20 protein-coding genes and 1 tRNA gene are annotated in these 26,947 nt (G+C 70.2%); 11 read left to right on the plus strand and 10 right to left on the minus strand.

The window, feature by feature from the left end:
• Position 1: 1 nt before the first annotated feature.
• Both LRA98_RS03095 and LRA98_RS03100 read right to left on the minus strand, forming a co-directional pair.
• Positions 2-2,959: an ATP-binding protein gene (locus LRA98_RS03095; RefSeq protein ID WP_238632726.1), complete on the minus strand. Its 2,958-nt coding sequence runs from the start codon at positions 2,957-2,959 to the stop codon at positions 2-4.
• Complete coding sequence (locus LRA98_RS03100; protein WP_201171796.1) at positions 2,949-3,140, minus strand: hypothetical protein; 192 nt, start codon at positions 3,138-3,140, stop codon at positions 2,949-2,951. Before LRA98_RS03100 ends, LRA98_RS03095 begins: the two co-directional genes overlap by 11 nt.
• Before the next feature lie 164 nt (positions 3,141-3,304).
• On the opposite strand from LRA98_RS03100, the gene LRA98_RS03105 reads away from it, so the two are divergent.
• On the plus strand, positions 3,305-5,377 hold the full coding sequence (locus LRA98_RS03105; protein ID WP_238632724.1) for a TonB-dependent siderophore receptor: 2,073 nt from the start codon (positions 3,305-3,307) through the stop codon (positions 5,375-5,377).
• Here LRA98_RS03105 and gluQRS read toward each other — a convergent pair.
• Complete coding sequence (gluQRS, locus tag LRA98_RS03110) at positions 5,360-6,247, minus strand: tRNA glutamyl-Q(34) synthetase GluQRS (RefSeq protein ID WP_238632722.1); 888 nt, start codon at positions 6,245-6,247, stop codon at positions 5,360-5,362. The genes LRA98_RS03105 and gluQRS overlap by 18 nt on opposite strands.
• A 13-nt stretch (positions 6,248-6,260) precedes the next feature.
• Entirely contained in the window at positions 6,261-6,617 is a 357-nt protein-coding gene (queF, locus tag LRA98_RS03115; RefSeq protein WP_238632720.1) for a preQ(1) synthase, read from the minus strand.
• A 71-nt stretch (positions 6,618-6,688) separates the two neighbouring features.
• Here queF and smc point away from each other — a divergent pair, with 71 nt between their 5' ends.
• From smc to LRA98_RS03160, 9 genes are all read left to right on the plus strand, one after another.
• Positions 6,689-10,186 (plus strand): chromosome segregation protein SMC, encoded by a 3,498-nt coding sequence (smc, locus tag LRA98_RS03120; RefSeq protein ID WP_238632718.1) that lies wholly within the window; start codon positions 6,689-6,691, stop codon positions 10,184-10,186.
• A 13-nt stretch (positions 10,187-10,199) separates the two neighbouring features.
• Positions 10,200-11,381 (plus strand): cell division protein ZipA C-terminal FtsZ-binding domain-containing protein, encoded by a 1,182-nt coding sequence (locus LRA98_RS03125; protein WP_238632717.1) that lies wholly within the window; start codon positions 10,200-10,202, stop codon positions 11,379-11,381.
• 23 nt (positions 11,382-11,404) lie between these two features.
• Positions 11,405-13,537, plus strand: coding sequence for an NAD-dependent DNA ligase LigA (gene ligA / locus LRA98_RS03130; RefSeq protein WP_238632715.1), 2,133 nt, complete (start codon positions 11,405-11,407; stop codon positions 13,535-13,537).
• A gap of 98 nt (positions 13,538-13,635) precedes the next feature.
• Positions 13,636-14,856 (plus strand): efflux RND transporter periplasmic adaptor subunit, encoded by a 1,221-nt coding sequence (locus tag LRA98_RS03135; protein ID WP_238632713.1) that lies wholly within the window; start codon positions 13,636-13,638, stop codon positions 14,854-14,856.
• Entirely contained in the window at positions 14,853-17,906 is a 3,054-nt protein-coding gene (locus LRA98_RS03140; protein ID WP_338018541.1) for an efflux RND transporter permease subunit, read from the plus strand. Before LRA98_RS03135 ends, LRA98_RS03140 begins: the two co-directional genes overlap by 4 nt.
• Positions 17,893-19,413, plus strand: a complete 1,521-nt coding sequence (locus LRA98_RS03145) for a TolC family protein (protein WP_238632711.1) — start codon at positions 17,893-17,895, stop codon at positions 19,411-19,413. The genes LRA98_RS03140 and LRA98_RS03145 overlap by 14 nt, the downstream gene beginning before the upstream one ends.
• A 25-nt stretch (positions 19,414-19,438) precedes the next feature.
• Positions 19,439-19,933 (plus strand): DUF2867 domain-containing protein, encoded by a 495-nt coding sequence (locus LRA98_RS03150; protein ID WP_201171763.1) that lies wholly within the window; start codon positions 19,439-19,441, stop codon positions 19,931-19,933.
• Positions 19,934-20,010: 77 nt separating this feature from the next.
• Positions 20,011-20,604: a GNAT family N-acetyltransferase gene (locus tag LRA98_RS03155; RefSeq protein WP_238632709.1), complete on the plus strand. Its 594-nt coding sequence runs from the start codon at positions 20,011-20,013 to the stop codon at positions 20,602-20,604.
• A gap of 51 nt (positions 20,605-20,655) precedes the next feature.
• Positions 20,656-21,237, plus strand: a complete 582-nt coding sequence (locus LRA98_RS03160) for a carboxymuconolactone decarboxylase family protein (protein ID WP_238632707.1) — start codon at positions 20,656-20,658, stop codon at positions 21,235-21,237.
• Positions 21,238-21,259: 22 nt separating this feature from the next.
• Here LRA98_RS03160 and LRA98_RS03165 read toward each other — a convergent pair whose 3' ends face one another.
• The 5 genes from LRA98_RS03165 to amrB form a co-directional block, all read right to left on the minus strand.
• Entirely contained in the window at positions 21,260-22,462 is a 1,203-nt protein-coding gene (locus LRA98_RS03165) for an MFS transporter (protein WP_201171748.1), read from the minus strand.
• Entirely contained in the window at positions 22,459-23,025 is a 567-nt protein-coding gene (locus tag LRA98_RS03170) for a TetR/AcrR family transcriptional regulator (protein WP_238632705.1), read from the minus strand. Before LRA98_RS03170 ends, LRA98_RS03165 begins: the two co-directional genes overlap by 4 nt.
• Positions 23,026-23,497: 472 nt before the next feature.
• Positions 23,498-23,586 (minus strand) — tRNA-Ser (locus LRA98_RS03175).
• A 44-nt stretch (positions 23,587-23,630) separates the two neighbouring features.
• The gene (amrA, locus tag LRA98_RS03180; RefSeq protein ID WP_201171741.1) at positions 23,631-24,233 is read right to left on the minus strand and encodes an AmmeMemoRadiSam system protein A; all 603 of its coding nucleotides are present in this window, start codon (positions 24,231-24,233) and stop codon (positions 23,631-23,633) included.
• Complete coding sequence (amrB, locus tag LRA98_RS03185) at positions 24,220-25,026, minus strand: AmmeMemoRadiSam system protein B (protein WP_238632703.1); 807 nt, start codon at positions 25,024-25,026, stop codon at positions 24,220-24,222. The genes amrA and amrB overlap by 14 nt, the downstream gene beginning before the upstream one ends.
• A gap of 91 nt (positions 25,027-25,117) precedes the next feature.
• Between amrB and amrS the strand changes: the two genes are divergently transcribed.
• Entirely contained in the window at positions 25,118-26,233 is a 1,116-nt protein-coding gene (gene amrS / locus LRA98_RS03190; RefSeq protein ID WP_238632701.1) for an AmmeMemoRadiSam system radical SAM enzyme, read from the plus strand.
• Here the strand turns inward: amrS and LRA98_RS03195 are convergent.
• On the minus strand, positions 26,230-26,910 hold the full coding sequence (locus tag LRA98_RS03195) for an NBR1-Ig-like domain-containing protein (RefSeq protein ID WP_201171737.1): 681 nt from the start codon (positions 26,908-26,910) through the stop codon (positions 26,230-26,232). The genes amrS and LRA98_RS03195 overlap by 4 nt on opposite strands.
• Positions 26,911-26,947: the final 37 nt, after the last annotated feature.

The following is a 26,947-nucleotide window of genomic DNA, read 5'->3' on the forward strand; positions in this document are numbered from 1 at the left end:
GTTATTCCTCCTTGGTCGCGGCGTGCTCGGCCGGCGGCGCGGCATCGAGCACCGGCAGCGTGATCCACGCCGTGGTGCCGCCGCTGTCGGCGGTGATCGAGAACTCGCCTCCCTGTTCACTGACGATGTTGTAGACCAGCGGCAGCCCCAGGCCGGTGCCCTGACCCACGGGCTTGGTGGTATAAAACGGTTCGATCACCTTATCAAGCAGTTCCGCCGGGATCCCCGGGCCGTTGTCCACCACGCGGATCTGCACGCGGTCGCCGTACCGGCGCGCCGAGATTGCGATCCGTCCGCCAGGGCCGCAGGCGTCGGCCGTATTCGAGAAGAGGTTGACGAAGACCTGGGCCAGCCGCTGGCGGTCGCCGCGGACCTGGAGTTCGGCCCAGAGCTGGTTGTCGATCTCCAGGTCCTGGCCGCGCTTGCTCAGCTGGACCAGCCGGCGCGCCTCTTCGACAACTTCGCTCAGCGGCACGGGGTCCGGTGTTCGCTCGTCGGCGCAGCCGGCGTGGGCGTAGCCGATCAGCGTCTGCACGATGTTGTTGATCCGGCGTGTCTGTTCGAGGATTTCGTCGACGCTCTCGCGCAGGATCTCGGGGTCGGACTCGCCGCGCAGGTTCTGTGCCAGGGAGTCGATGCCGGTCACCGGGTTGCCGATCTCGTGTGCCACGCCCGCGGCCAGTCGGCCGATGGAGGCCAGCCGCTCGCTGTGGGCCAGCTCCCGCTCGAGGCGGCGGATGTGGGTGATGTCCTCGATGATCATCAGGGTGTCGCCGGTCCGCCCGCGGCCGGATTCGCGGATGCACGTCTTGTGCAGCGACAGCCAGCGCTGCTCACCGCCGGATTGCGGGATCTGCTCCTGGTGCTGTGGTTGCTCGATGGTCAGGAACCGGTCCAGGAGGTAATCCCACGGTGCCTGCAGGTCGCAGATCCTTGAGCCCAGCGCGGTGTTCGCCGGGATGCCGGACAGGCCCTGCATCGCCGTGTTCCAGCGCACCACGCGGCCGTGGGTGGTGACCGCTACGACCCCCAGAGGCAGGTCCTCAAGGATCTGGCGGTGGTAGCGGCGCAGTCGGTCGAGTTCCGCGGCGAGGCCGCGGAATCGGTTACGTGAGGACTCCAGACGCTCCTCGATCTGGCGGATGTTGTGTGTCAGCGCCGTGCGGGCCGTCCGGTCGAGCTGGAGCCGCTTGTCGACGATCATCCGCGCGAGCATCGGCCCCATCATTCCGGAGAGGTTGCGCTCGACCTGATCGCGCAGGGCGCGCAGGCGGTCGGGCCGGTTTTCGCTCCATTGCAGCCCCAGGTCGTGCAGCGCCTGGGAGACCTCCTGGCGTGCCGCTTCCTCGCCGGTGACCGGTGCTAGCTGGACCACGAACTGCGAGGGCGAGGCCGCCTGCAGGGTGCCGGGTGCGACCGCTGCCGTCTGGTCGCGGCAGACCTCGGCGGCCTGTCGCTCCGCCGAGCGCTGCGGCGTGAACAGTGAGACGCCCACGAAGAGCAGGCCGTTGAGGGCCAGGGACCAGAAGGTGGCGATGCCGTAGAGCTCAGTGGCGCTCTCGCGGGCCTGGGGGAAGCCGAGCAGGAAGAACGGCTCGGTACCGGCCAGTGCCGGCAGCAGCACGGTGTCTAGCCAGATCAGCGCACCGCCAAGCAGGCCGGCCACGAAGCCGTAGACCGTGGCTCGCTGCCAGTAGAGGACGCCGATGATCCCGGGCAGGAACTGCGCCATGGCCAGGAACGACATCAGCCCCCACTCGACCAGCGCTTCGGTGCGGTCGAGCAACTCGTAGAAGGTGAACCCGAAGACGATGAGCAGGGTAATCAGGAACCGCCGGGTCCAGCGGAGGGTGGCGTACAGGTCGGGCTCCTGATGCGGTAGCGACTTGATCAGCGGCATGACCAGGTGGTTCAGGGTCATCGACGACAGGGCCAGGGTCGAGACGACGATCATCGCCGTCGCTGCCGAGATGCCCCCCAGGTACACCAGCAGGGTCAGCGGCTCGGAGCCGGATAGGGCGGCCAGGCCGAGTACGTAGTAATCGGGGGCCGTGCCGGCATCCAGCGCGGTGCCGGACCAGAGGATCGGCGGCACCGCCAGCGCCAGCAGCAGCAGCATGAGCGGGAAGGCCCAGCTGGCGCGGGTCAGGCTGCGCGGCGACAGGTTCTCGGTAAAGAGGATGTGGAACTGGCGTGGCAGCAGGAAGGCGGCCGCGAAGGTCAGGGTGAGCAGGCTCAGCCACGGCCCCTCCAGCGCCGGCTGATAGAAGTCGTCCGTCTGCTGTGGCTGCTCGCGCAGCCATGCCGACAGGCCCGCCGGGCCGTCGAAGGCGAGGTCGACGGCCACCCAGGCGACCATCAGTAGGGCGCCGAGCTTGACCAGGCTCTCCAGGCCGATGGCGACCACCAGCCCGGTGTGCTTCACCCGCGGAGTGACGTGGCGGGCGCCGAAGATGATCGCGAAGACCGTCACGATCAGACAGAAGGCCAGCGCCAGGGGGCGCGGGTCGTGACCCCCGCCGGTGAGCACCAGGGTCGACTCCGCCACGGCGCGGATCTGCAGGGCGATGTAGGGAAGGATCCCGGCGAGCATGATGGCGGTGACCAGGACGCCGGCGAACTGGCTCGAGAAGCGGAAGGCGAAGACGTCGGCCACGGAGGTCAGCTGCTGGTTGGTGGTCAGACGCAGCAGCGGGGCGAGGAGCACCGGCGTGAGCAGGAAGGCGGCGGTGACCCCGAGGTAGATGGTGGCGAAGATCAGGCCGTGCTCGTCGGCGAAGCCCACCGAGCCGTAGTAGCTCCAGGTGGTGGCGTAGACCCCCAGGGCGAGGACGTAGAAGACCGGGTGACGGACCACCGCCCGCGGGAACCAGCGTCGGTCCACCGCGAAGGCGATGACGAACAGCAGCCCCAGGTAGGCGACCCCCACCAGGAACAGGGTCAGCAGGTCAAAGGTCACGCCCGCTCCCCCGTTCGATCAGCCAGCCGCCCAAGGCGATGACCACTGCCCAGCCCAGGTATGGCACGTACCAGGGCGGCTGGGCCTGCATCCACCAGTCGGTGAACGGCGTGGCCAGCAGGAAGAGCACCAGCAGGAACAGCGCCACGCTTCCGGCAGCGGGTCCGGGTCCATTGCGCAACAGGAATCTCCTCCAGGCGGCGCCGGTTCGGGGCGCTCTCGTTATGTTACGGAAAGTAGCACGGCGGCCGCAGCGTGGCCAGTTTCCGAAGCCGCCGTCAGTTTGTTCCGACGCCCCGGGGTCCCGTATCCTCGCCCCCAGTCGACCGCACCAAAGGGATGTTGATGCGCGCGCTACCGTCCATAAGCCTGGGTGCACTGGTGCTCGGCGGCCCCCTGGCCGCGGGGTGGGCCGTTGCTGCGGAAGGCGCCCTGCCACCTGTCACCGTCCTCTCCGAGCCCGCTGTGGGCAGAGACATCCCTGGGGGCGAGGGCGCCCGTGCGACGGACCGGGCCGGCTTCAGCCGCACGGAGTTGGATGAGTCCACCCTCGCGACCCGCCGCCCCGATCGCCTGGAAGGGCTGGCCGGCGGGGTGCCCGGAGGGCATGCCGGGCGCGAGGAAGGCGGCCTGGGCACCGCCTGGACCCTGCGCGGCTTCACCGTCACTACCCCGCAGTGGAACGGTCTGACGGATATCGATCGGCTCTTCGTCCGCGACCCCTACACGATTGAGCGTGTCGAGATCGTCCCCGGCCCCGATGCGATCCTCCAGGGGGTCGGCTCACCCGGTGGCGCCATCCGTTACCACGGCAAGCGACCGGAACACACGCCGGCCCATGAGGTGGGCGTGGAGGTGGGCCATCCGGACCACCGGCGCGTGGTGGCTGACAGCACCGGGCCGATCGGCGACGACCTCGCCTACCGCCTGACACTGGCCGGCCAGGATGGCGAGCGCCGTCCCGCCGCGCAGCCGACTGAGCGGCTCCATGTACTCGGTGGCCTCGCCTGGCGCTACCACGCCGACGGCGAGCTGCGCCTCGAGCACGAATTCCAGCGCAATCGTCGGCCCTACGACATGGGCACCGTCTGGCTGGAGGACGGCCCGGTCTACGACACCCCGCTGCACAGCCCGGAGCAGGAGAGCGACCGGCGCTATCAGCGCAGTGCGCTCTACTGGGACCACCAGCTCACCGAGGGCCTGGGCGTCTCGCTCAGCGCCGCGTACTCCGAGGTGGACCGGGAGGAGTTGATCCTGGGGTTCTACTCCTTTGGCCTGTTGCCGGCGCCGGAGCCGGTGGCCGGCTACGCGGCCAGAGTCGATGATCAATACACCCAGGAGGATCTTCGGCTGCAGGTCGATTTCGAGCGGCGCACCCACTGGGGACGGTGGCAGGCGGTCGCCGGCGCGGATGCGCACCGACAGGAGATCGACTTCCAGCGCGACCAGCTGCGTTATTGGGATGACGAGGGCGACTGGTGGCAGCAGTTCAGCGTTGATCCCCGGGATCCCGACTTCTCCGGGATCCGCCTCGGCAACCTGGCCCTGGAGCGCCAGGAGGGCCCGGAGGAGGTCGATCGGTACGGGGCCTACCTGGCCAATCGCATCGAGCTTGGCGAGCGCTGGGCCTTCACCGCCGGGGTGCGCCACAACGAGTACGAGGTGCGCGAGGGCGATGAGGACGATCCCCAGCTGGCGGTGGTGGCCGAGGACCGTGGGGTCACTTGGCAGGCCGGGGCGGAGCTGGATGTGACCCCGCGAAGCCGCGTCTACGTGCACGCCGGGACCGGCCTGCGCCCCAATGAGGGCGAGGATCGTCACGGCGATTTTCTCCCCTCGCGGGAGAGCGCGATCACCGAACTCGGCTGGCGTCATGCGCCGACCGACCGCCAGCAACTGGCCGTGGCCGCCTACCACCTGCGCGAGGAGAACCTGCCGCAGGAGGATGAGGCGTATCCGGATGAGGACTACTTCCGCGCGGTCGGCGAGGTGGAGGTGGAAGGGGTCGAGGCGCGCTACCGGCTGCAGACCGAAGCCTGGCAGGTGGTGCCCAACGTAACCATCCAGCGCAGCCGCAGCTACGATGAGGAAGAGCCGCAGCAGCGCGGCAACCACCTGGAGGGCGTACCCCGCCACCTGGCGGGCCTGGAGCTGCGCCACGATCTGGGCGCGTACACCGCCCTGCCGCTCAGCCTCTGGTATTGCGGCGAGTACGTGGGTGGCTGGTACCTGGATGATGCCAACGAGTACCGCACCGACGCCTACACCGTGCACAGCCTCGGCGGCACCCTCGAATGGTCCCGGGGCGCCCGGCTCGACCTGCGCGTCAACAACGCCACCGACGAGCGCTACCTGGCGGCCCCACGGGTGCAGGGCGAGCGCCGCGAGGTGCGGGTGGCGCTAAGCCAGCGGTTCTGATCCGGCGCGCGCCGCCAGGGTCCAGGCCAGCACCTCCGCGGGGGCGGCTCGGCGCAGCCGCTCCGGGGCCGAATAGCCGAGCAGACCCAGCGCCTCGACCAGGTTCGCCGCGGCCCGCTCCTCGCTCAGCGGCGGCGCCCGGTTCTGCTTGGAGAGCTTCTGGCCGTGCTCGTTGAACGCCAGCGGCAGGTGGTGGTAGATCGGGGTGGGCAGCCCGAGCAGGCGCTGGAGGTGGATCTGTGGCGGTGTGCAGACCAGCAGGTCCTGACCGCGGATGACGTGGCTGTAACCGAAGGCGGCATCGTCCACCGCGCAGGCGAGGTGGTAGGCGAAGAAGCCGTCGGCGCGGCGGATGACGAAATCGCCCACCTCTGCCTCCAGATCGGTAGTGATGCAGCCGGCGGCGCCATCGCTGAAACGGATCCGCGCGCTGTCGGTGCGCACCCGCACTGCGCGCTCGTCGCGGCCGGCGGGCAGCCCGTCGCGGCAGGTGCCCGGGTAGACCGCCCCGATGGCCCCGTGGCGGCGGGCGGCGGCCTGGATCTCGCGGCGTGAGCAGGCGCACGGGTAGGCCAGGCCGGCGCCGCGCAGGCGCTCCAGCGCGGCCTGGTACGCCGCACCGCGCCGGCTCTGGTAGACCACCTCGCCGTCCCAGCCCAGCCCGTGTGCCTCCAGGATCCGCAGGATGGCATCGGCGGCCCCGGGCTCCTCGCGCGGCGGGTCGAGGTCGTCGATGCGCACATGCCACGTCCCGCCGTGGTGGCGGGCCTCGATCCAGCTGCCCAGCGCCGCCACCAGCGAGCCGAAGTGCAGCGGCCCGGTGGGCGAGGGGGCGAAGCGGGTTGAGAACGGTGCGCCGGGCCCGCTCATGCCGCCCCTGGGGTCAGCGGCCGTGGTGCTCCACCTCGACCGTGGTCCAGATCCCGCCGCGCACGTTGAAGTGCGCCGTCAGCTTCATGTAGCGCGGCTGCGTGGCGTCGACCAGGTCGGCGAGGATCTGGTTGGTCAGCGCCTCGTGGAACCCGCCTACTTCGCGGTAGGACCAGATGTAGAGCTTCAGCGACTTGAGTTCGACGCAGTGCCGGTCCGGGGTGTATTCCAGGTTGAGCGTGGCGAAGTCGGGCTGGCCGGTCTTCGGGCACAGGCAGGTGAACTCCGGGATCTCCATCCGGATGGTGTAATCCCGCTCCGGGTTGGGGTTTGCGAAGGTCTCCAGGGCGTTCGAGGGTTCAGTCGACATGGCTTTCCAAGGGTCCGGTGAGGCTTGATAATGGTCCGTTATCCTAACCGGACGCGCCCGTCGTCTCTACGATGCATCTCAAGCGGATCAAACTCGCCGGCTTCAAGTCCTTCGTGGACCCCACTTCGGTGCCCCTGCCCGGACGCATGGTCGGCGTCGTGGGGCCGAACGGCTGCGGCAAGTCGAACATCATCGACGCCGTGCGCTGGGTCATGGGCGAGAGCTCGGCCAAGCACCTGCGCGGCGAGTCCATGAGCGATGTCATCTTCAGCGGCTCGAGCGCCCGCTCGCCGGTGGGGAAGGCGAGCATCGAGCTCATTTTCAACAACACCGACGGGGCCATCGGCGGCCAGTACGCCGCCTACAACGAGATCTCCGTCAAGCGCCAGGTCAATCGCGAGGGGCAGTCGCAATACGCCCTCAACGGCACCCGCTGTCGGCGGCGCGATATCTCGGATGTCTTCATGGGCACCGGCCTGCGGCCGCGGGGCTACACCATCATTGAGCAGGGCATGATCTCGCGGGTGATCGAGTCCCGCCCCGAGGAGCTGCGCGTCTACCTCGAGGAGGCTGCGGGCATCTCCGTCTATAAGGAACGCCGTCGCGAGACCGAGCGCCGCATCCGGGATACCCGCGAGAACCTGGAGCGGCTTGAGGATGTCCGCGACGAGGTCCACAAGCAACTCGAGAAGCTGCGCCGCCAGGCCGAGACCGCCGAGCGCTACCGCTCCTACAAGGCTGAGGAGCGGCGCCTACGCGGTGAACTCTCGCTGTTGCGGCTGCGTGATCTGGATCAGCGCATCGCCGAGCGCGACGCCAGCATCCGCGAGCAGGAGAACCAGCGCGAGTCGGCGGTGGCCGAGCAGCGCCGCGCCGAGCGCGAGATCGAGACCCTGCGCGAGTCGGCCCGGGAGCGCCACGAGGCGCTGAACACCATCCAGGGCCGCTACTACGAGATCGGGGCCGAGATCGCCTCGGTGGACGAGCGCATCCAGAGTGCCCGCGACCTGCGTCGCCGGCGGGAGGAGGAGCTGGCCGAGGCCCGCCGTGCGCTGGAGGAGCTGGACGCCACGGTGACCGCCGATCGGGACAAGCGCGCGGTCCTCGAGGAGCGGGTCGAGGAGCTGGAACCGGCCCTGGAGGCGGCCAGCGAAGAGGAGCAGGTGGCGGAATCCGCTCAGGAGGACGCTCGCGGGCGCCTGGATGCCTGGCGCGACGAGGCCGACGCCGTCCGCGCCGAGCAGACCTCGGCGCAGCGGCGCGAGGAGGTGGAGCGGACTCGTCATGACGCCGCCGCCCGCCGGGTCCGTGAGCTCGACGAGCGCATCGAGGCCCTCGACGACGAGCGCGACTCGGTGGATCTGCACGCGCTGGAGAGCGCCATCAGCGAGTTGGAGTCGGAGGAGGAACAGCTCTCCGCCGAACTTGAGGACCTGCAGCAGCGCCGCGATGCCGCCGCCGAGGAGCTGGAGACCCGCGCCGCCGAGCGGGACGAGGCGGCCCGGGAGTTGGAAGCGGCCCGCGAGGCGGTCTCCGGGACGCGGGCCCGGCTGACCTCCCTGGAGACCCTGCAGGAGTCGGCCCTGGGCCGGCGCGGGGACGATCGCCACGCCTGGCTCGAACGCCGCGGCTGGGCCGCCGCCCCGCGCCTGGCCGAGACGGTCCGTGTCGATGCCGGCTGGCAGCGGGCGGTGGAGGCGATCCTCGGTGACGCCCTGCAGGCTGTCTGCATCGAGCCGGAATTCCTGCCCAGCGAGGGGGCCCCGGACGGCGGGCCGCTGACCCTGGTCGGCGAGGTCCAGTCGCTGCCGGCACCGGCCGAGGATCGCCTGGCGGCGCACGTTCATGGCAGCGAGGCGGCCCGCGAGCTGCTCGCCGGGATCCGCTGCGCCCCGGACGCCGCCACGGCCGAGGCCCTGCGCCCCGAGCTGGCCGCCGGCGAGACGGTGGTCACCCCCGACGGGGTGTGGATGGGCGCCAACTGGGTGCGCCTGCCCGGGCAGGAGGACGCCGAGAGCGGTGTGCTCGAGCGCGAGCAGGAGATCCAGGCTCTGCGCGAGGAGGTGGAGAATGCCGAGGCGCGGGTCCAGGAGGCCGAGGGCCGGCTCGCCGACGCCCGCGGCGGGGCCGCCGAGGCCGAGCGCCGGCGCGATGAACTGGCTGCCGAGCTTGGTCCGCTGCACCGGCGCCACGCCGACCTGCAGGCTCGTCTGGAACACCGCCGCGAGTCCCTCGAGCAGGCTCGGAAGCGGCGCGAGGAGCTGTCCGGAGAGCGCAGCCGCCTGGTCGAGCAGCGCGATGCGGCCAGCGAGGAGCAGGAGGAGGCCGCCGCCGCTGCCAAGGAGGCCGCCGCCGCTGCCGCCACGGCCGCCGAGCGCGCCGCCGAGGTCGAGGCGCAGCAGCAGGATCAGCGCGAGCAACTCGAGCGCGCCGGCGAGCGGCTGCGCGAGGCCCGTGAGCGGCGCTACGATCTGGCCGGCAAGCTCGAGAGTGCCCGCACCGCTCTGGAGTCCGTGCGCGAGCAGCTGCGCCGCTCCGAGGAGCAGCGTGAGCGCTACGACCGCCGTCGGGCGGAGCTGGAGACTGCTCTGGGCGACGATGAAGACCCGGTTGCCGAATTGACCGAAAAGCGCGAGACCCTGTTGGCGCGCCGGTCCGAAGCGGAGGCGCAGCTGACCGAAGCGCGCAGCGAGGCTGAGCATCTGGATCATCAGCTGCGCGAGCAGGAGCAGGCGCGGGCCGAGGCCGAGCAGCGGGCCGAGCAGTTGCGCGAGGGGCTGGAGGGGCTGCGCCTGGAGACCGGCGAGCTGCGCGTCCACCGCAGCCACGAGGCCGATGCCCTGGCCGAACTCGGCGAATCGGAGGCCGAGGTGGCCGAGCGCCTGGCCGCGGATGCCACCGTCGCCGCGTGGGAGCAGGCCCTGGAGCAGGTCAGCGAGCGTATCCGGCGCTTGGGATCGGTAAACTTGGCGGCCATCGACGAGTGCCAGCAGCTGGAGGAGCGCCGCGGCTATCTGGACGAGCAGCACGCTGATCTCAACGAGGCGCTGGAGACCCTGGAGACGGCGATTCGCCGCATCGACCGGGAGACCCGGGCGCGTTTCCGTGAGACCTTCGATCAGGTCAACGAGGGGCTGGGGCGGTTCTTCCCCCGGTTGTTCGGGGGCGGGCGCGCCTATCTGGAACTGACCGACGACGATCTGCTGTCCACCGGGGTGGTGGTCATGGCGCAGCCGCCGGGCAAGCGGGTATCGAGCATCCATCTGCTCTCCGGCGGCGAGAAGGCGCTGAGTGCGGTGGCGCTGGTTTTTGCCATCTTCAACCTCAACCCGGCGCCGTTCTGTCTCCTCGACGAGGTGGACGCCCCGCTGGATGAGGCCAACGTCGGTCGTTTCTGCGATCTGGTCGAAGAGATGTCCGAGAAGGTCCAGTTCGTGCTGATCACCCACAACCGGACCACCATGGAGCGGGCCTCCCACTTGCTCGGGGTCACCATGAACGAACCCGGCGTCTCGCGGCTGGTTGCGGTGGACGTGGACGAGGCGCTCGATATCGCCGAGGCCGGATAACGGAGAGAGACCCATGGATGCGATGCGTTGGACGATCCTGGGCGTAGGGGTGCTGGTGTTGCTGGCGATCTACGCCTTCGGCCGGTGGCGGGATCGGCGCCGCCGGCACGCCGAGCAGAAGCCGGCCGCCGCGGCGGCGGGTAGCGCACAGGGGCGCGGGGGCGTCGCCGGCGCCGGCGAGGAAGGGGGTGGCGGCGATTTGCGCCCCGGCCAGTCAGAGCGCCCGGTGATCGATGACGATGAGCTGCGCGGCATCGACGATCTCCTTGCCGAGCGGGAAGAGCTGGCCCCGGAGGAGCTCGACCTGGGGTTGGATCTGGGCGAACGGCCCGCTGCGTCGGGTGCGACGCCGCAGACGGGCGAGCAGGGCGACGATCGGCCCTGGTGGCAGTCCGCCGAGGCAGCCGCCGGCGAACCGGACGAGCGAACCGGCACGCCGCACCGCTCCGCTGCCGCCGAGGCGGAACGCGCCGGCCTGGCACCAGCCGGGGAGCAGCCCCAGGCGGCGGCCGGTGAACCCGTAGGGGCGGGGGCGGACGCCGCCGGAAGCGGTTCGCAGCCAGCGGGGCATGCCGACGCGGAGCCGGGCGGGGCAAGCGACGCCAGGAGCGGGGCAGAGAAGTCGGAGCCGTCGCCGGCAGGGAGGGGCGGCGGGACGGCCACCGCCGGGGTCGAGGAGCCGGCGCCGCTGAAGCTCTCGCCGGCCTCGCAGGTGGAGATCGCCGCCTACCGCAGTGGCGATGTCGAGGAAGCGGAGAAGATCCTGGTGGCGTTTGTGGCCGCCCCGGAAGGCGAGCGTTTCCGGGGGCCGGCGATCGAGCGGGCCCTGCGGCGGGTGCGCATGGTTCCGGGCGAGCAACGCATCTGGCACCGCCGCGGGCAGAGTGAGACGGGGCGAGTGACCCTGTTCAGAACGGCGAGCATGGTGGAGCCGGGGTATCTGGACCCGGAGGAGACGCTGCCGGGCCTGGAGACCCCGGGGCTGGTGTTCTTCATGCAGCTACCCCTGCCAGTGGATGGCGAGCAGGTGCTCGACGCGATGCTGGCCACGGCCTACCAGGTATCCGTGGAACTCGGTGGCGAGTTGCTCGATAGCACCCGTTCCACCATGACGCAGCAGATCGCCGAGCACATGCGCGAACAGCTGCGCGAGCACCGGCGGCGGCTGCACATCGCCGTGCATAAGCGCCAATAAGACCCACCCGACAAGGAGCGAGCGTGGCTGAATCGACGCCGTCCCGCGAGCAGGCGCAGCGACGCGTGGCCGAGCTGCGCGCCGAGATCGCCGAGCACGATCACCGCTACTACGTCCTCGACCGGCCGAGCATCTCGGATACCGAGTACGACGCCCTGTTCGCCGAGCTGCAGCGCCTGGAGGCGGCCTACCCCGATCTGGCCACCGCCGACTCGCCCACCCGGCGGGTGGGCGGGACCGTGCAGGAGGGCTTCGCCGCCGTCGCCCATGACACCCCCATGCTCTCGCTGGACAACGCCTTCGAGGGCGAGGATCTGGTCGAGTTCGACCGCCGCATCCGCGACCGGCTCGGCGTGGCCAGCGTGCTCTACACCGGTGAGCCGAAGCTCGACGGCATCTCGCTGAGCCTGACCTACGAGGACGGTGTGCTGGTGCGTGCCGGGACCCGGGGCGATGGGCAGAGCGGTGAGGACGTGACCCACAACGTGCGCACCGTCGGCAGCGTGCCGCTGCGCCTGCGCGGCAGCGGCCATCCGGCGCGGCTTGAGGTGCGCGGCGAGGTGGTGATCCGAAAGGAGGATTTCGAGCAGCTCAATCAGGCCCGTCTCGAGGCGGGCGAGCGGCCCTTCGCCAACCCGCGCAACGCCGCCGCCGGGTCGCTGCGGCAGCTCGACCCGCGGATCACCGCGCAGCGACCGCTGACCCTGTTCACCTTCGGCGTCGGCGAGCCGCTGGCGCTGGGGGTGGCCACCCACTGGGAGGTGCTCGAGCGCCTGGCCGAGTGGGGCTTTCGCACCACCGCGCCGCTGGAGCGCCTGGAAGGCGTGGCCGCGTGCCAGGCCTACCGCGAGCGGCTCATCGAGGACCGGGATGCACTGCCCTTCGAGGTGGACGGCGCCGTGTTCAAGGTCGATGACCTGGCCGCCCGCGAGCAGCTCGGCTTCACCGCCCGCGCCCCCCGCTGGGCCCTGGCCTTCAAGCTCCCGGCCCGGGAGGCGACCACCGTGGTCGAGCGGATCGTCCCCTCGGTGGGACGCACCGGCAAGGTCACCCCCCTGGCCCGGCTGCAGCCGGTGGAGGTGGGCGGTGTCACCGTTGCCCGCGCCAGCCTGCACAACGCCGACGAGCTGGCGCGCATGGACGTGCGCGAAGGCGATACCGTCATGGTGCGCCGTGCCGGCGACGTCATCCCGCAGATCACCGCCGTGATTCACGACAAGCGCCCGCGGCAGGCCGAGCCGTGGCGCTTCGGGGAGCGCGTGCAGACCTGCCCGGAGTGCGGCTCGGCGGTGCAGCGCATCGAGGGCGAGGCGGCCCACCGGTGTGTGGGCGGCCTCTACTGCCCCGCGCAGCGCGAGGGGGCCATCCTCCACTTCGCCTCCCGCCGCGCCCTGGACATCGACGGGCTGGGCGAGAAGATCGTCGAGCAGCTGGTGGCCAAGGGGCTGGTGGCCGACCTGGCTGATCTGTTTCGCCTGAGCCACGCCCAGTTGGCCGGGCTCGAGCGAATGGGCGACAAGTCCGCCGATAACCTCCTCGCCGCTCTCGAGCGGGCGCGGCGTACAACGCTGGCGCGGTTCCTCTACGCCCTCGGGATTCCCCATGTCGGTGAGGTGACCGCGCGCCGCCTGTCCGAAGCGGCCTACGGTCTGACGGCCGCGATCCCCCGCGGCGATTTGGGCCGGCTGCGAGAGGCCGCCGGCGTGGAAGCGGGGACGGCGATCACCAGCGAGGCGCTGTTGCGGGTGATGGCGGCCCCGGCCGAGGAGCTCGAGGCCGTGGAGGATGTCGGCCCGGTGGTGGCGCGGGCCATCGCCGGCTTCTTTGCCGAGCCCCACAATCGCGACGTGGTCGATCACCTCTGCGCCGCCGGGGTCCGCTGGCCTGAGCCGGAACCGCCGGAGCAGGTCGCCGCGTCATCCCTGGCCGGCTGCGCCCTGGTGCTCACCGGCACCCTGGAGGGCCTGACCCGGGACGAGGCCAAGGCCGCCATCGAGGCGTGTGGCGGTCGGGTGACCGGCAGCGTCTCGAGCCGGACCGACTACCTGGTGGCGGGGGCGGATGCCGGCAGCAAGCTGAACAAGGCCCGGGAACTCGGTGTCGAAATCCTCGATGAAGCCGGCCTGCGGGAACTGCTCGGCGAGCGCAGGGCGTAGCCACTGCGCAGCGGGCCCGGGCCGGTTTCCCCCGAAGCGGTCCAGGGGGTTGGTATACTTTGCCGCACCTCTCCAACCGGTGAACCGATCGAGACTCCATGCCCGTCAGAGCCCGTAGCCGCATCCAGACCTTCCTCCTGTGGGGCGCCAGTGCCCTGATCGTGATCGGTGCCGTGGCGCTGTTCCGCGCCGACCTGGGTACCGGCGCCGGCCCCGGCGGGGAGCGCGAGAGCGCCGCCGTAGCCGTCGAGATCGAACCGGTGGAGCGTCGCGACCTGAAGGATGTGCGCCGCTTCGACGGCAACCTCGAGGCGAATGTGCGCTACGAGCTCGCCCCCAAGGTCACCGGTGAGCTGCGCAGCCTGGAGGTGCGCATCGGTGACACCCTCGAGCCCGGCGACCTGATCGCCCGGCTCGATGATCAGGAGGTGGCGCAGGAGGTGGCCGAAGCCGAGGCTGGCCTCGAGGTAGCACGCGCGCAGCTGGCCGAGAGCCAGGCGGCCCTGGCCTCCGCCGAGCGCGACCTCAACCGCACCCGCGAGCTGAGGGAGCGCGAGATCGCATCCGCCGCCGAGCTGGAGGCGGCCGAAGCCCAGGTGGCCGCCGAGCGCAGCCGCGTGCAGCTGGCGCGCGCGCAGATCGCCCAGCAGCAGGCGGCGCTGAGCGCCGCGCAGATCCGCCGCTCGTTCACCGAGATCCGCGCCGACTGGGACGACGGCGAGCGGGTGGTCGGCGAGCGTTTCAAGGACCCCGGTGCCACGATCAGCGCCGGCGAGGCGATCCTGACCCTGCTGGATGTCTCGCAGCTGCGGGCCGAGGCGTTCGTCACCGAACGGGAGTACGCCCGCCTGATGCCCGGCCAGGCCGCGCGGCTGCGCGTCGAGGGCTACCCGGATACCGATTTCCCGGCCGAGGTGGCTCGCCTGGCCCCGCTGTTCAGCGCCACCACGCGCCAGGCCCGGGTGGAATTCACCGTGCCCAACCCCGAAGGCCGCCTGCGTCCGGGCATGTTCGCCCGCCTGGCGGTGGAGGTCGGGCGCGCCGAGGACGTCGTCACCGTCCCCCGCGAGGCGGTCATCCAGCGCGGCGGCCGGTCCTCGGTCTTCCTGCTCAAGGAGGCCGAGGAGGGTCCGCCGCGGGTGCGCCTGGTGCCGGTGGAGACCGGTCTGCGTGCCGGGGGGCGCGTCGAGGTGCGCCCGCAGGCGGAGGGCGAGGCGCCCCTGAGCGGCGCCGTGGTGACCCTCGGTCAGCACCTGCTCGCCGACGGCAGTCGCGTCGAGGTGGTCGGCGAGCCGGGTAACGAGGTGGCCGCGCCGTGAAGATCGCCGCCTTCTGCGCCCGGCGTCCGGTCTTTACCGTGATGGTCACGCTGATCGCCGTGACCCTGGGCCTGAACGCCCTCGACCGGCTGCCGGTGGACCTGCTGCCGGAGATCGAATACCCCACCCTGCGCATCTCCACCAACTACCCGGGCGCGGGCCCCGAGGAGGTGGAGTCGCAGATCGTCGAGCCCATCGAGAACGCTGTTGCCCCGGTGGCCGGGGTGGAGCGCATCGAATCGGTCTCCGCCGAGGATCAGGGCGACGTCAGCCTCTCCTTTGCCTGGGGGACCGATCTGGAGGCCGCGGCCAACGACATCCGCGAGCGGCTGGATCGGATCGTCCGCGATCTGCCGGACGAGGCCGATCGGCCGCGGCTGCGCTTTCTGGACCTCTCCGACCGTCCCGTTCTGGTTATCGGTTTGTCCGCCGAGCTCGATCCCATCGAGTTGCGCTCTCTGGCCGAGGACCGCATTCGCGACCGCCTGGAGCGGGTGCCCGGGGTCGGGGCCCTGGATATCTGGGGCGGTCTTGAGCGAGAGATCGAGGTTGCAGTGGATCCGGGGCGTCTGCGCGCCGCGCAGCTCTCCCTGGAGGATGTTCGTGAGGCCATTGCGGATGCCGACTTCGAGGTGGCCGCCGGGCGCCGGGCGGAGGGCCGCCTGGAACTCGGGCTGCGCGTGCCGGGGCGGGTGACCGACCTCGACGCGCTGCAGGGGTTGCCGGTGGCCCGCGGGGAAGACGGATCGCTGGTCCGGCTGGGGCAGTTGGCGCAGGTCCGCGACACTCACGAGGAGGAGACGCGGCGTATCCGCATCGACGGTGAGCCGGGGATCCGCCTGGCGGTCCGCGGTCGCTCCGACGCCAACACCGTGGCGACGGCAGAGCGGGTGCGCGCGGAACTGGAGCAGCTGCGCAACGAGTTGCCCCAGGTCAGCCTGACGCCAGTGCGCGACACCGCCGTCTATATCGAGCGCTCGATGCAGAACCTGGGGCGGGCGATCCTGCTCGGCGGTGTGCTAGCGCTGGTGGTGCTGCTGATCTTCCTGCGCGACCTGCGCGCCGCCATGGTGGCCGCGGTGGCCATCCCGGTGTCGCTGGTCACCACCTTCGCCCTGGTCTACTTTGCCGGTTTCACCCTGAACCTGATGACCCTGGGCGGTATTGCGCTCGGCGTGGGGCTGATGGTCGACAACGCCATCGTGGTGCTGGAGTCGATCATGGCCCGCCGCGAGCGCGGCCTGGCCCCTTATGAGGCGGCGGTCAACGGCACCCTGGAGGTGGCTCCGGCGGTGACCGCCAGCACCCTGACCACGCTGGCCATCTTCGTGCCGCTGGTCTTTCTCGAGGGGATCGCCGGGGCGCTATTCACCCAGCTCGCCTGGGTGGTCGGCTTCGCCCTGTTCGGCTCACTCATTGTGGCCTTCACCGTTGTGCCGATGCTCGCCGCCCGATTGCCCCAGCGCTCCGAAGGGGTGGCCCGGGTGGCCTGGTACCGAGCACTGGAGCGTGGCTACCGGCGTCTGCTCGGCGGTGTGCTCAGTCGCCGCGGCGCCGTGATGGGCCTGGCCACGGCGCTGGTGGTGCTGGCGGTGGCTATCGTGCCGCGGCTCGGCACCGAGCTCATGCCCGGCACCGACGAGGGCGACATCCGCATGAGCTTCGAGTGGGAGCCGGGGGTGTCGCTGGCGTTCATGGACGAGCGCATGCGCCGGATCGAGCAGCGGGCCGTCGCCATGGTGCCCGAGGCCGAGCACTGGGTCTCGAGCTCCGGCACCGGCGGCTTCCGTGCCGGCGGCGGGGACACCAGCCGCCTGGACTTCTCCCTGGTCTCGGTCACCGAGCGCGATCGCAGCACCGAAGAGGTGGCCGACGAGCTTCGCGAGGCCTTCCAGGCCACCCCCGGCGCCGAGGTGCGCGTGCGCGCCCGGCAGACCCGGCCGACCCGCGGTGGCTTCGGCGCCGAGGGCGAGGAGCTGACCATCGAGGTCTTCGGCTTCCAGCGCGAGACCCTGGACCGCGTGGCCGGCGCCATGGAGGAGCGGGTCAGCCGGGTGGAGGGGGTCACCGACGTGCGCACCGGTCAGGACCGCTCGGCGCCGGAGGAACAGCTGCACATTGACCGGGCCCGGGCGGCGGATATGGACGTCTCGGTCAGCCGCATCGCCAATACCATCGAGGTGGCCGTGGCGGGTGCCCGCGCCGGGCTCTATCGGGATACCGGCGAGGAGGTGGCGATCCGTGTGCGCCTGGCCGATGCCCGGCAGATCGAGCGTGAAGAGCTGCTCGATCTCACCGTGCCCAACCGCAGCGGTGAGCCGGTGGCTCTGCGCAGCCTGGTCAATGTGGTGGGGGGCGAGTCGCCGCTGACCATCGAGCGGCGCGACCGCCAGCGGGTGACCACGCTGCAGGCCAACATCAGCGGCCGGGATCTCGGTTCGGTGGTGGCCGACGCCCGCGCCGAGCTGGCCGGGGTCCCGGTGCCGCGTGGCTACGGCTGGCGCATCGGTGGCGACTACGAGGAGCAGGCCGAGGCGCTGCAGCAACTGACCATCACCCTGCTGCTGGCGGTGGCCCTGGTCTACATGGTCATGGCCTCGCTCTACGAATCCCTGCGCAATCCCCTGGTGGTGATGTTCACGGTGCCCCTGGCCGGTGTCGGCGTGGTGGGGATGCTCTGGGCCACCGGCACCACCATCAGCGCGCAGTCGTTCATCGGCATCATCCTGCTCGCCGGGATCGTGGTGAACAACGGCATCCTGCTCGTCGACCGCGCCAACCGCAGCCTGGTCCGCGGGGCCCCGCCGCGTCAGGCGGTGCTCATTGCCGGGCGACGACGGCTGCGCCCGGTGCTCATGACCTCGCTGACCACCGGCCTGGCCCTGCTGCCCTTGGCACTGGGCATTGGCGAGGGCGCCGAGGCGCAGGCCCCCATGGCCCGCGCCGTGCTCGGCGGTTTGATCACCGGCACCCTGATCACCCTGGTGGTCATCCCGGTGGTCTTCACCCTGTTCCACTCGGCGAAGGGCAGACGGCATGCGATGGTGTGACTGCGGCTGGCGCCGCCCGCTGACCGGCGGCCTGCTCCTGGGCGCGGCGCTGCTGCTCGCCGGCCGCGTGGTGGCCGGCGGCGACGAGGCGTGGGAGCTGAGCCTGGAGGAGGCGGTCTACAGCGCCGTCGAGCACAACCCGGCGCTCCAGGCCGAGCGCCTCGGCCCGGTGGTGGCGGGCACCTTTGAGCAGATCGAGCTGGGGGCGTTCGATCCGGAAGTCTTCGGTGAGCTGACCTACGACCAGCAGCGGGGGGATGAGCTGGACAGGCGGACCGGGGCCCGGTTCGACCTTGAGGAAGACCGGGCGCAGCTCTCCCTGGGGCTGCGCCAGCGGACGCCGCTGGGATTCGAGTGGGAGGCTTCGATCAGCCAGCGTTTCGATGACAGTGACCGCAGTGAGGTCGAGCTGCATCGCACCCGGGCCGGCGTAAGTCTCAGCCAGCAACTCCTGCAGGGGCGCGGGCGCGAGGTCAACCTGGTCAGCCTGCGCCAGGCGGAGCTGGAAACCCTGCGCTCGGAGCACGAGCTGCAGGGCTTCGCGCAGCAACTGGTGGCGGACGTGGAGTCGGCGTATTGGGATTTCGTGCTCGCCGACCGCGAGATCGCCATCTTCGAGGAGTCCCTGCAGCTGGCCGAGCAGGAGGTGGAGCGGGCCGAGCAGCGGATCGAGCTGGGCGACCTGGCCGAGACCGAGCTGGCCCCGCTGGAGTCCGAGGCCGCCCTGCGCCGCCAGGAGCTGATCGATGCGCGCAGCCGCCGCGAGGCGGCGCGGCTGGAGCTGCTGCGCTTGATCGGCAGCGAGGATCAGCTCCAGGAGGATCGAGAGATCGAGCCCCTGACCGACCCCGAGCGCCTGGTCGTCGAGCCCGATCCGGTGGCCGAGCACTTGGCCCTGGCCCTGGAGCGGCGCCCGGAGCTCAACCAAGCGCGGCTCGATCTGCGCAGCGAGAACCTGCAGGTTACCCGGACGCGGAATGGCTTGTTGCCCGAGCTCGAGTTGTTTATCCAGTTGGGCAGCAGTGGATATGCCGATTCTTTCAGCGGTGCGCCCCGGGACCTGGACGGGTCCAGCTACGACGCGCAGGTGGGGATTTCCCTGGGACGCTCGCTGACCAATCGCGCCCCTGAGGCGGAGCACCGCCAGGCGCTGACCCTGCGCAACCAGGCCAATCTGAGTCTGAGCAATATGGCCCGCTTGGTGCGCCACGATGTCCGCACGGCCCATCTGGAGCTGCAGCGGGCGGCCGCCCAGATCGAGGCGAGCCGTGCCACCCGCCGTGCCCGCGAGGAGCAGGTGCGCGCAGCAGATGAGCGCTTCCGGGCCGGGGATGCGACCGCCTTCGCCGTGGTCCAGGCCCAGCGCGATCTGCTCGAGAGTCGGATCAGCGAGGCGGCGGCGCAGGTGGAGTACCGCACCGCGCTGGTCGAACTCTACCGGCTGGATGGTACGCTGCTGGAGCGTCGCGGCATACAGGCGGCGACCGACGAGGGTGCGCCGCACTGAGGCGGATACCAAGGAGCCGTGGCCCATGACCAACCCGCTGGACTACCCGCGCTTTCCCTTTCGTGCCGGGGCGAGCGCGATGACCACGGCCCCCCTGTCGGCGGTCTGGGAGCAGTGCGTGTCGATCGGCGGGCCCAACCGCTACTACTACATGAACCCGCTGTGGAGCCTGCGCGAGTCGTTGGATGCGCTGCTCGGCGGTCGCGGGCTCAGCCGGGGGCGGCCGCTGCATACCGACCTGCGCCCCGGCGATGTCATCGACTCATGGCGGGTGCTGGTGGTGGAGCCGCGGGAGCGTCTGGCGTTGGGCTTCGGCATGAAGGCCCCGGGGACCGGGGTGCTGGAGTTCACCGTCCGGCCCCATGAGCAGCAGACCCGCGTGCGGGTGACCGCGTATTGGTCCCCGCGGGGGGTGCCCGGGCGCATGTACTGGTACGCCATGGAGCCCGCCCACGCCATCCTGTTCAAGGGGCTGGCCCGCGCCATCTGCCGCCGCGCGGAGACGCGGGCGAGTGGTTGAGCCCCTTCTTTGACACACCGCAAGCGCGTGCCGGATCCTGATCCCTTCTGAACCGCATTGTCGGGAGCTGGAGGACCATGAGCGAGCCGCACATCGAATACCTTCAGGGCGAGGAGATCGGCCAGCGTTTTGAGCAGATCGCCGCGCTGCGGCTGCAGGTCTTCCGGGAATGGCCCTACCTCTACGACGGCAGCATGGAGGAGGAGCGGTACTTCCTGCGCTTTTACCTCGACGCCCCGTGGGCGTTGGCCACCGTGGTTGTGGATGGCGACGAGGTGGTCGGGCTGTCGACGGCCATGCCGCTGACGGACGAGTCCCCGCGGATCCAGAAGCCGTTTATCGATGAAGGCTTCGATCCGGGGCAGGTGTTCTACCTGGCCGAGTCGATCCTCCTACCGGCCTATCGCGGCCGGGGGTTCTACCGGCACTTTTTCGATGTCCGGGAGCGCCATGCTCGAAGCTGTGGCGACTACCAGTGGGCCACCCTGTGCACGGTGATCCGTGATCCGGCCCATCCGCTCCGCCCGGCGGACTACCAGCCACTGGACCCGGTCTGGCGGCACTTCGGGTATACGCCCCGCGAGGAGCTGATCGCCTACTACCCTTGGAAGCAGGTCGACGAGCCTGCGGAGACCGATAAGCCCCTGCAGTTCTGGATCAAGCAGTTGTGAAGGCGCTGCGGCGGGATCCCGGCCGAGGGCGTGGCCGGACGGGGAGGAGTGATGCGCATCGAGCCCAAGCCTCTGAACGCCTATCCCTGGTACCTGCGCCCGTTCTTCTGGAACCAGCGCCGCAAATACGGTGAAGTCCTCCAGCCGGGGCTGCTTTGGGGGCGCTCGCCCAGGGTCTTTGCCGCCTTGGCTCTGCTTTTCGGTGCCCTGGAGCGCAGACGCAGCCCCCTGGATCCGGCGCTGCGCTCGCTGGTTACCGTCCGTGTGTCACAGATCAACCACTGTGCGTTCTGCATCGATATCAATACCCGCACGCTGAACCGGCGCGGCGTTGACTGGACGAAGATCACTGCGCTGTCCGAGTGGCGGCAAAGCGATGCCTTCGACGAGCGTGAGCGGGCCGTGCTGACCTACACGGAGGCCATGACCTGCAGTGATGCCGGGGTTCGGGATGAGCACGTTGAAGCCTTGCGGCCCTACTTCGACGAAGACGGGCTCGTGGAGCTGACCGGTCTGATCGCCTTCCAAAACATGTCGAGCAAGTTCAACAGCGCCCTCGACGTGCCGGCCCAGGGGTTCTGTCAGGCGCCTGGCAGGAGCCGGGTGAAAGGCGGCCGGCCCGGCGCCGACTGAGCCGCGCCGCCCGGTGCCGCGTTTACGTTCGGGTTGCCGACGGCGGTGGCCCCTCCACGGCAGCCCCGTCCGGTGCCGTGCGCGGGAAGAGGAACGAGGCCGCCGCCACGAGGAGTGCGAGCGTTGCGAAGGCCACGAACGCCTCCGTGTAGCCGGCCTGCGCGATGGCCCAGCCGACCAGCGGCGATCCGAGGGCCTGGCCGACGGTGATCGCCAGGAAGGGGACCACCGGTCCCAGCGAGGGCCGTTGACGCAACAGTCGGACGCCGGTAACCAGGTACAGTCCGGTTAGGGTCATGAACGCCCAACCGAAGACGCCGGCCGAGAACAGCGCGACCCACCACTCGCCCGGGGCGATGGCCACGAGCCCGGTGGCAGCGCCGAGGGCGACCAGCGCCATGGCCTGGGTGGTGGGGGCGCCAAACCGGTCGCCGAGGTCACTCGCCCACGCCCCGGCTAGACCGGTGATGCCGACGGCCAACCAAAGCAGCCCGGTGAGCCTCTCGGGAAGATCGCCCATTTCCACGACCAGGTCGGGCGCGAAGATCCAGTAGGCGGACGAGGTCAGGCCCATCGCGACGCAGAACACGGTCAGCCCGACCACTGGCAGCCACCGCCCGGGTTCGTAGGCCCCGGAGGCCGGAGCGTTGTCGCCGGGCTGCGCCCTTGCCGTCTTCGGGATCAGGAACAGGGCGGCAATGACGCCCATGGCTGCGAGGGCCGCGAACGAGCCGTAGGCCAGGCGCCAGGCCCCGCTGAGCAGTAGTACCGTGGGGACGCACAGGATCAGGCCGAAGCTGGTGCCGGCGTTCATCACGGCGTTGACCCGCCCGCGGAGGTCGGCCCGCACGGCCACCTGCGCACCGGCGGACAGCGCCGGCATCATTAGCCCGGTGGAGATGCCACAGGCGAAGACGCCGGCGCCGAGCGTCAGCGCGTCAGCCGCCTGGCTGATCAGCATAAGGCCACCGAACGCAAAAAGACCGGAGACCACGGCCGCGTAGCGCGGACCGAGGCGGTCGACGATAGGTGACGCGATCAGGCTGGCGAAGCAGAAGCTGACAAAGGCCATCGAACTGATGACGCCGACGGCGTCTGCCGAGAGCCCCAGCTCTGTGCGGATGGCGGGGACGAACAGCCCGAACGCGTATCGGGCGAGCCCGAAGGCGACCGCGATCAGTCCGGCCCCGAGAACAGCGTAGCCGACAGCACCCACGGGCCTCATGATTCCGCACCCTGCGCAGTCGCGAGGACGGCGGGGATAATCCCCTGCAAGTGCTCGGTGGCGGCGGCCGCGCCGAGCACCGGGACCAGGGCGTTGGCCCCCTCAAGCACCATCAGCAGGCGTTCCGCCAGCCTCGGATCGCCTCTCGAGCGGTCGCGTTCCAGGGCGTCGCCGATGACGGCGAGGAGCTCGCGCTTGAGCCGGCGACCCTGCTCGGCGATCGCCGGATGATCCTGCTCGTACTCGGCGATGGCCTTGAGGACAATGCACCCGCGACCGGGGGTGGTCTCCAGCCAACGGCAGTGGCGTTGTGCCAGTGCGGTGACGGCCTCACCCGGCGCCGCGTTGTCGACGGCAGCGCGCAGATCCTGGAGATAGCGCTCGTAGCGGCGGGCGAGCACCGCCTCCACCAGTGCCTCCTTGGATGGGAAGTGGTTGTACAGCGTCATCCGGGCGACCCCCGCCTGGGTGATGACGCGGTCGATACCCGTGGCGTGGAAGCCGGCCGAGTAAAAAAGCCGCTCGGCCGTGTCGAGCAGATTTTCGCGCTTGCTGTTGATCATGCGATACACCGGATCAGATAGAACGATCTGTATAGTCTGGGGTAGAGGTCGCGACCTCGTCAATGGACCGGGCTGCGCTCACGCCTCCTCTTGCTCCTGCGGCGGCGGATCCGTGAAGCTCAGCGAGCTATAGCGGGCGAAATACAAGCGTCGGGGACCAGTGATTCGGCGGCAGGCCGACTTTGTTGCCGGGCCGTCGTGGTCGCACCGCTCGCTCAAGGCCGAGGGATTGCTATGGGCGGCTGATGGATCGTGTGCAGATGCCCGGAGGGGATGCGGGGGAGCGACGGGGTGGGGCCGCTGGCAGCGCCGCCGATCATCAGTGCCGGTGCGGCGAGGGTGATCAGGCGTTGCGGCAAGATTGCCTCCGGTTGGTTGCTTCCATCATGGATGAACCGTGAAGGCACGCCTCACTCTCGCCCGCAGGCGCAAGGCGTACACTCCCGGGAAGGCGGTGAGAAGGTTGGGAAGATGGCGGAAGGGGAGGGATTCGAACCCCCGGTGGGCAGGGCCCACAGCTGATTTCGAGTCAGCCGCCTTCGTCCGCTCGGCCACCCTTCCTAAGCCTTTTAGGATAGCCAGTAAGGGCGGGCTGCTGCAAGGGGTTACGGCGCGCGTGGTGTGTCGGTGAAGGTGACCGAGCGGTAGCGCGCGAATTGCAGGGTCCTGGACCAGTAGTCCGGGGGCAGGCCGGCCTTGAGCTTGAGCTGAGCGAGGAACTCCTGCGGGTCCGGTAGGCCCTCCCAGACCGCGGGCAGGAAGGTGGCGCGGCGCAGACCGTCGTGGAGGATCAGGCCGTCCTCGCCGGGGACCAGCTCTTCGAGCAGTTGCGCCTCGTGCTCCACCTCCAGGGGTTCGGCCTCGCCGAGGACGGCGACCTTGACGGTCAGCGCGTCGAGTTCTTCGCGGGTGACGGGGTCGAAGCGCGGATCGCTAAAAGCGGCCTCCAGGGCCGAGTCCATGACACTGCGCACCAGCGGTTGGCGGGGCACCAGGCTGCCCATGCAGCCACGCAGCACGTCGCCCTGGTGGAGCGAGACGAAGGCGGCCCCGGGCCGGGTCAGGGCCTCCGGCAGGCCCGAGGCGATGGGTAGCGGCTCGCCCACCTCCTGCTGGTGGGCGATGTTCTGCCGGGCGAAGCGGGGCAGGAGGGCGCCGTGCTCCGACGGGACGTCGGTGCCGATGGGAGTTTGCTCAGTGGAAGACATAGCTGCCATACCCTACGACCGAGGAGCGATCGCCGGTGACATCGCCGGAGTTGCATTGCGCAATCGTCTGCGCCTGCAGGCCGTGCTTGCGCGCGAACCACAGCAGCCCGCGCAGCGGGGCGGCGCCGCAGGCCCGCTGCGGGGTGATCTGCTCGAAGGTGCCGGCCTCGATGGCCGCGGTGGTCTTGGCGTCGAGCTGCCGGGCAGTGGGGTCGTCGTGGAAGTGGCTCAGGTCCGAGCTGACCACGACCAGGGTGTCCGGTTGCCAGAAACGCTCGATCAGGCGGCCGCACGCCTCGGCCGGACCGCGGCCGACCACCAGGGGGAGAACGTCGAAGTCCTCGAGCAGGGTCTGCAGGAAGGGCAGATGGACCTCCAGGCTATGCTCGCGTGCGTGGGCCGTGTCGTCGATGTGCACGCTATCCAGTGCCAGCGCCTTTCGGCGCAGGGTGTCGCTAACGGGCACCGTGCCTAGCGGGGTCGCCAGGGCGTCGGCCATCGGCAGGGCGATGCCGCTGAGGTCGACGAAGTGGGCCGGTCCGAGCAGCACCACGTGGCGCAGTTGCTGGCGGATCGGGGCGATGCGCTGATAGCCCCGCGCCGCGGCGGCACCCGAGAACGGGTAGCCGGCATGGGGGAGCACCATGGCGCGGGGGGCCCGGGCCGGGTCCTGTTCCGGCTCGCCGGCCTCGGCGAGCAGTTCCTGGACGGACCGGCGCAGGGCTTCCGCCTCGCCGGGGTAGAAGCGTCCGGCGACGGCAGGGGGGCGAACCGAGGGCGTGGTCTCGTGCATGGGCGTGACCTCCCGTGGCGAAGGAACCGCAATGTCGATGAACCCGTCTAAACTTTAGACGATTCAACCCGAGCGCGGTTTCCGAGCGATCATGAATCAGACCACGACCCCTGTACCAAGAGAGCGCGATCCCGCGGACCCGTCCGTCGTGGCCACGCGTTTCTGGAGCCGGTGTGACGACGGGCGGCTCCAGTGCGACCTCTGTCCGCGCCACTGTCGCCTGAAGGACGGGCAGCGGGGGCTGTGCTTCGTGCGTATGGCCCGGGGCGGGGAGGTGGTGCTGACCACCTACGGCCGCTCCAGCGGCTTCTGTATCGACCCCATCGAGAAGAAGCCGCTCAACCACTTCCTGCCCGGCTCGTCGGTACTCTCCTTCGGCACCGCCGGCTGCAACCTCGCCTGCAAGTTCTGCCAGAACTGGGACATGAGCAAGTCCCGGGAGATGGACATCCTCGCCGATCGCGCCGAGCCGGAGCAGATCGCCGACGCCGCGGCGGCCCAAGGGGCGCAGAGCGTGGCCTTCACCTACAACGACCCGGTCATTTTCCACGAATATGCAGTGGATGTGGCGGCGGCGTGCCGGGCGCGCGGCATCCGCACGGTGGCGGTGACCGCCGGGTATATCTGCCCGGAGCCCAGGGCGGAGTTCTTCGCTGCCCTGGATGCTGCGAATGTCGACCTCAAGGCGTTCAGTGAGCGTTTCTATCACCGTCTGACCGGCGCCCACCTGGCACCGGTGCTGGATACCCTGCGCTACGTTCGCCAAGAAACCGATTGCTGGCTTGAGCTTACCACGCTGCTGATCCCCGGTGAGAACGACAACGATGCCGAGATTGAGGCCATGGCGCAGTGGGTGCTGGAGCACCTCGGCGCGGATGTGCCGATGCACTTCACGGCCTTCCATCCGGCCTTCCGGATGGTGAACCATCCGCGAACGCCGCCGCAGGCCCTGAGCCGTGCTCGGGAGATCGCCCTGGCGCAGGGGTTGCGCTATGTCTACACCGGCAACGTCTACGACCCGGAGGGCAGTGCCACCTACTGCCACGCCTGCGGCGAGCGGCTCATTGAGCGCGACCGGTACGAACTCGGTGCCTGGCGGCTGGACGCCGCCGGCGCCTGCCGGCGCTGCGGGGAGCCGTGCGCCGGGGTCTTCGAGGCCCGCCCCGGGCGCTGGGCGGGGCGGCGCCTGCCCTTGCGTTTCAGCTAGTCGCTGCTGGCTTCCCCGGTCCCCGAGGCGGTGCCGATCGGCGCAATCACGCGGACCTTCGCCCAGACTCCTCGTGCGTCCGGGAAGCACAGGGATCCGTCGGCGAAGGTCATCTTCCAGTACGAGATGACCGTGGCGGGGGTCTGCGGGGCGGTGAAGTCGACCTGCAGCGTGACCCGCTCCCCGGGGTCGACCCGCGGGAGCGGTACCGAGGGTTGCAGCGGTACCAGTCGGGCGCCGATCTCCCGGGGGGTACCGGCCGTATCCAGGATGCGGATGTCGTCATCCTGACACGTGAGATAGCGGTCGACCCACGGCTGGTCGCCGAGATTCTGGAGCTGCCAGCCCTTGCGGAAGCGGCTACCCGCCAGCACCGGAGCGCCGTCCGGGTAGTTGAGGTCGCCGATGAAGCCGCTGCGGTCGAGGCCGTTCTCGACGGTCTCCGTGACCCCCGTCGCGTTGGGGTCGTTGCGGAACATGGGCTCGAGCAGTGCCAGCGGGTGGACCTCCAGCGCGTTGGCGATGCGGACGATGGTGCTCATGCTCGGATAGCGCCCCGGTTGCCAGGCGTCGTAGAGGGCCTGACGGCTCATGCCTGCCCGCCGGGCCAGCTCTGCCAGCGGGAGCCCTCGCTCCCGGGCGGTCTTGCGGATGTACTGCTCCAGTTCCGTCTGCATGAGCTCGGGTTTCGTCTTCGTCCGTGGATTAAGCGTA

This window comes from Halorhodospira sp. M38 (assembly GCF_022227985.1).
Taxonomy (GTDB): domain Bacteria; phylum Pseudomonadota; class Gammaproteobacteria; order Nitrococcales; family Halorhodospiraceae; genus Halorhodospira; species Halorhodospira halophila_A.

Bases quoted from the DNA above. Each gene is read 5' to 3' on its own strand.
- LRA98_RS03105 (WP_238632724.1), top strand. From the start codon at position 3,305: ATGCGCGCGCTACCGTCCATAAGCCTGGGTGCACTGGTGCTCGGCGGC.
- gluQRS (WP_238632722.1), bottom strand. From the start codon at position 6,247: ATGAGCGGGCCCGGCGCACCGTTCTCAACCCGCTTCGCCCCCTCGCCC.
- queF (WP_238632720.1), bottom strand. From the start codon at position 6,617: ATGTCGACTGAACCCTCGAACGCCCTGGAGACCTTCGCAAACCCCAAC.
- smc (WP_238632718.1), top strand. From the start codon at position 6,689: ATGCATCTCAAGCGGATCAAACTCGCCGGCTTCAAGTCCTTCGTGGAC.
- LRA98_RS03125 (WP_238632717.1), top strand. From the start codon at position 10,200: ATGGATGCGATGCGTTGGACGATCCTGGGCGTAGGGGTGCTGGTGTTG.
- LRA98_RS03135 (WP_238632713.1), top strand. From the start codon at position 13,636: ATGCCCGTCAGAGCCCGTAGCCGCATCCAGACCTTCCTCCTGTGGGGC.
- LRA98_RS03145 (WP_238632711.1), top strand. From the start codon at position 17,893: ATGCGATGGTGTGACTGCGGCTGGCGCCGCCCGCTGACCGGCGGCCTG.
- LRA98_RS03150 (WP_201171763.1), top strand. From the start codon at position 19,439: ATGACCAACCCGCTGGACTACCCGCGCTTTCCCTTTCGTGCCGGGGCG.
- LRA98_RS03155 (WP_238632709.1), top strand. From the start codon at position 20,011: ATGAGCGAGCCGCACATCGAATACCTTCAGGGCGAGGAGATCGGCCAG.
- LRA98_RS03160 (WP_238632707.1), top strand. From the start codon at position 20,656: ATGCGCATCGAGCCCAAGCCTCTGAACGCCTATCCCTGGTACCTGCGC.
- LRA98_RS03165 (WP_201171748.1), bottom strand. From the start codon at position 22,462: ATGAGGCCCGTGGGTGCTGTCGGCTACGCTGTTCTCGGGGCCGGACTG.
- LRA98_RS03170 (WP_238632705.1), bottom strand. From the start codon at position 23,025: ATGATCAACAGCAAGCGCGAAAATCTGCTCGACACGGCCGAGCGGCTT.
- amrA (WP_201171741.1), bottom strand. From the start codon at position 24,233: ATGTCTTCCACTGAGCAAACTCCCATCGGCACCGACGTCCCGTCGGAG.
- amrB (WP_238632703.1), bottom strand. From the start codon at position 25,026: ATGCACGAGACCACGCCCTCGGTTCGCCCCCCTGCCGTCGCCGGACGC.
- amrS (WP_238632701.1), top strand. From the start codon at position 25,118: ATGAATCAGACCACGACCCCTGTACCAAGAGAGCGCGATCCCGCGGAC.
- LRA98_RS03195 (WP_201171737.1), bottom strand. From the start codon at position 26,910: ATGCAGACGGAACTGGAGCAGTACATCCGCAAGACCGCCCGGGAGCGA.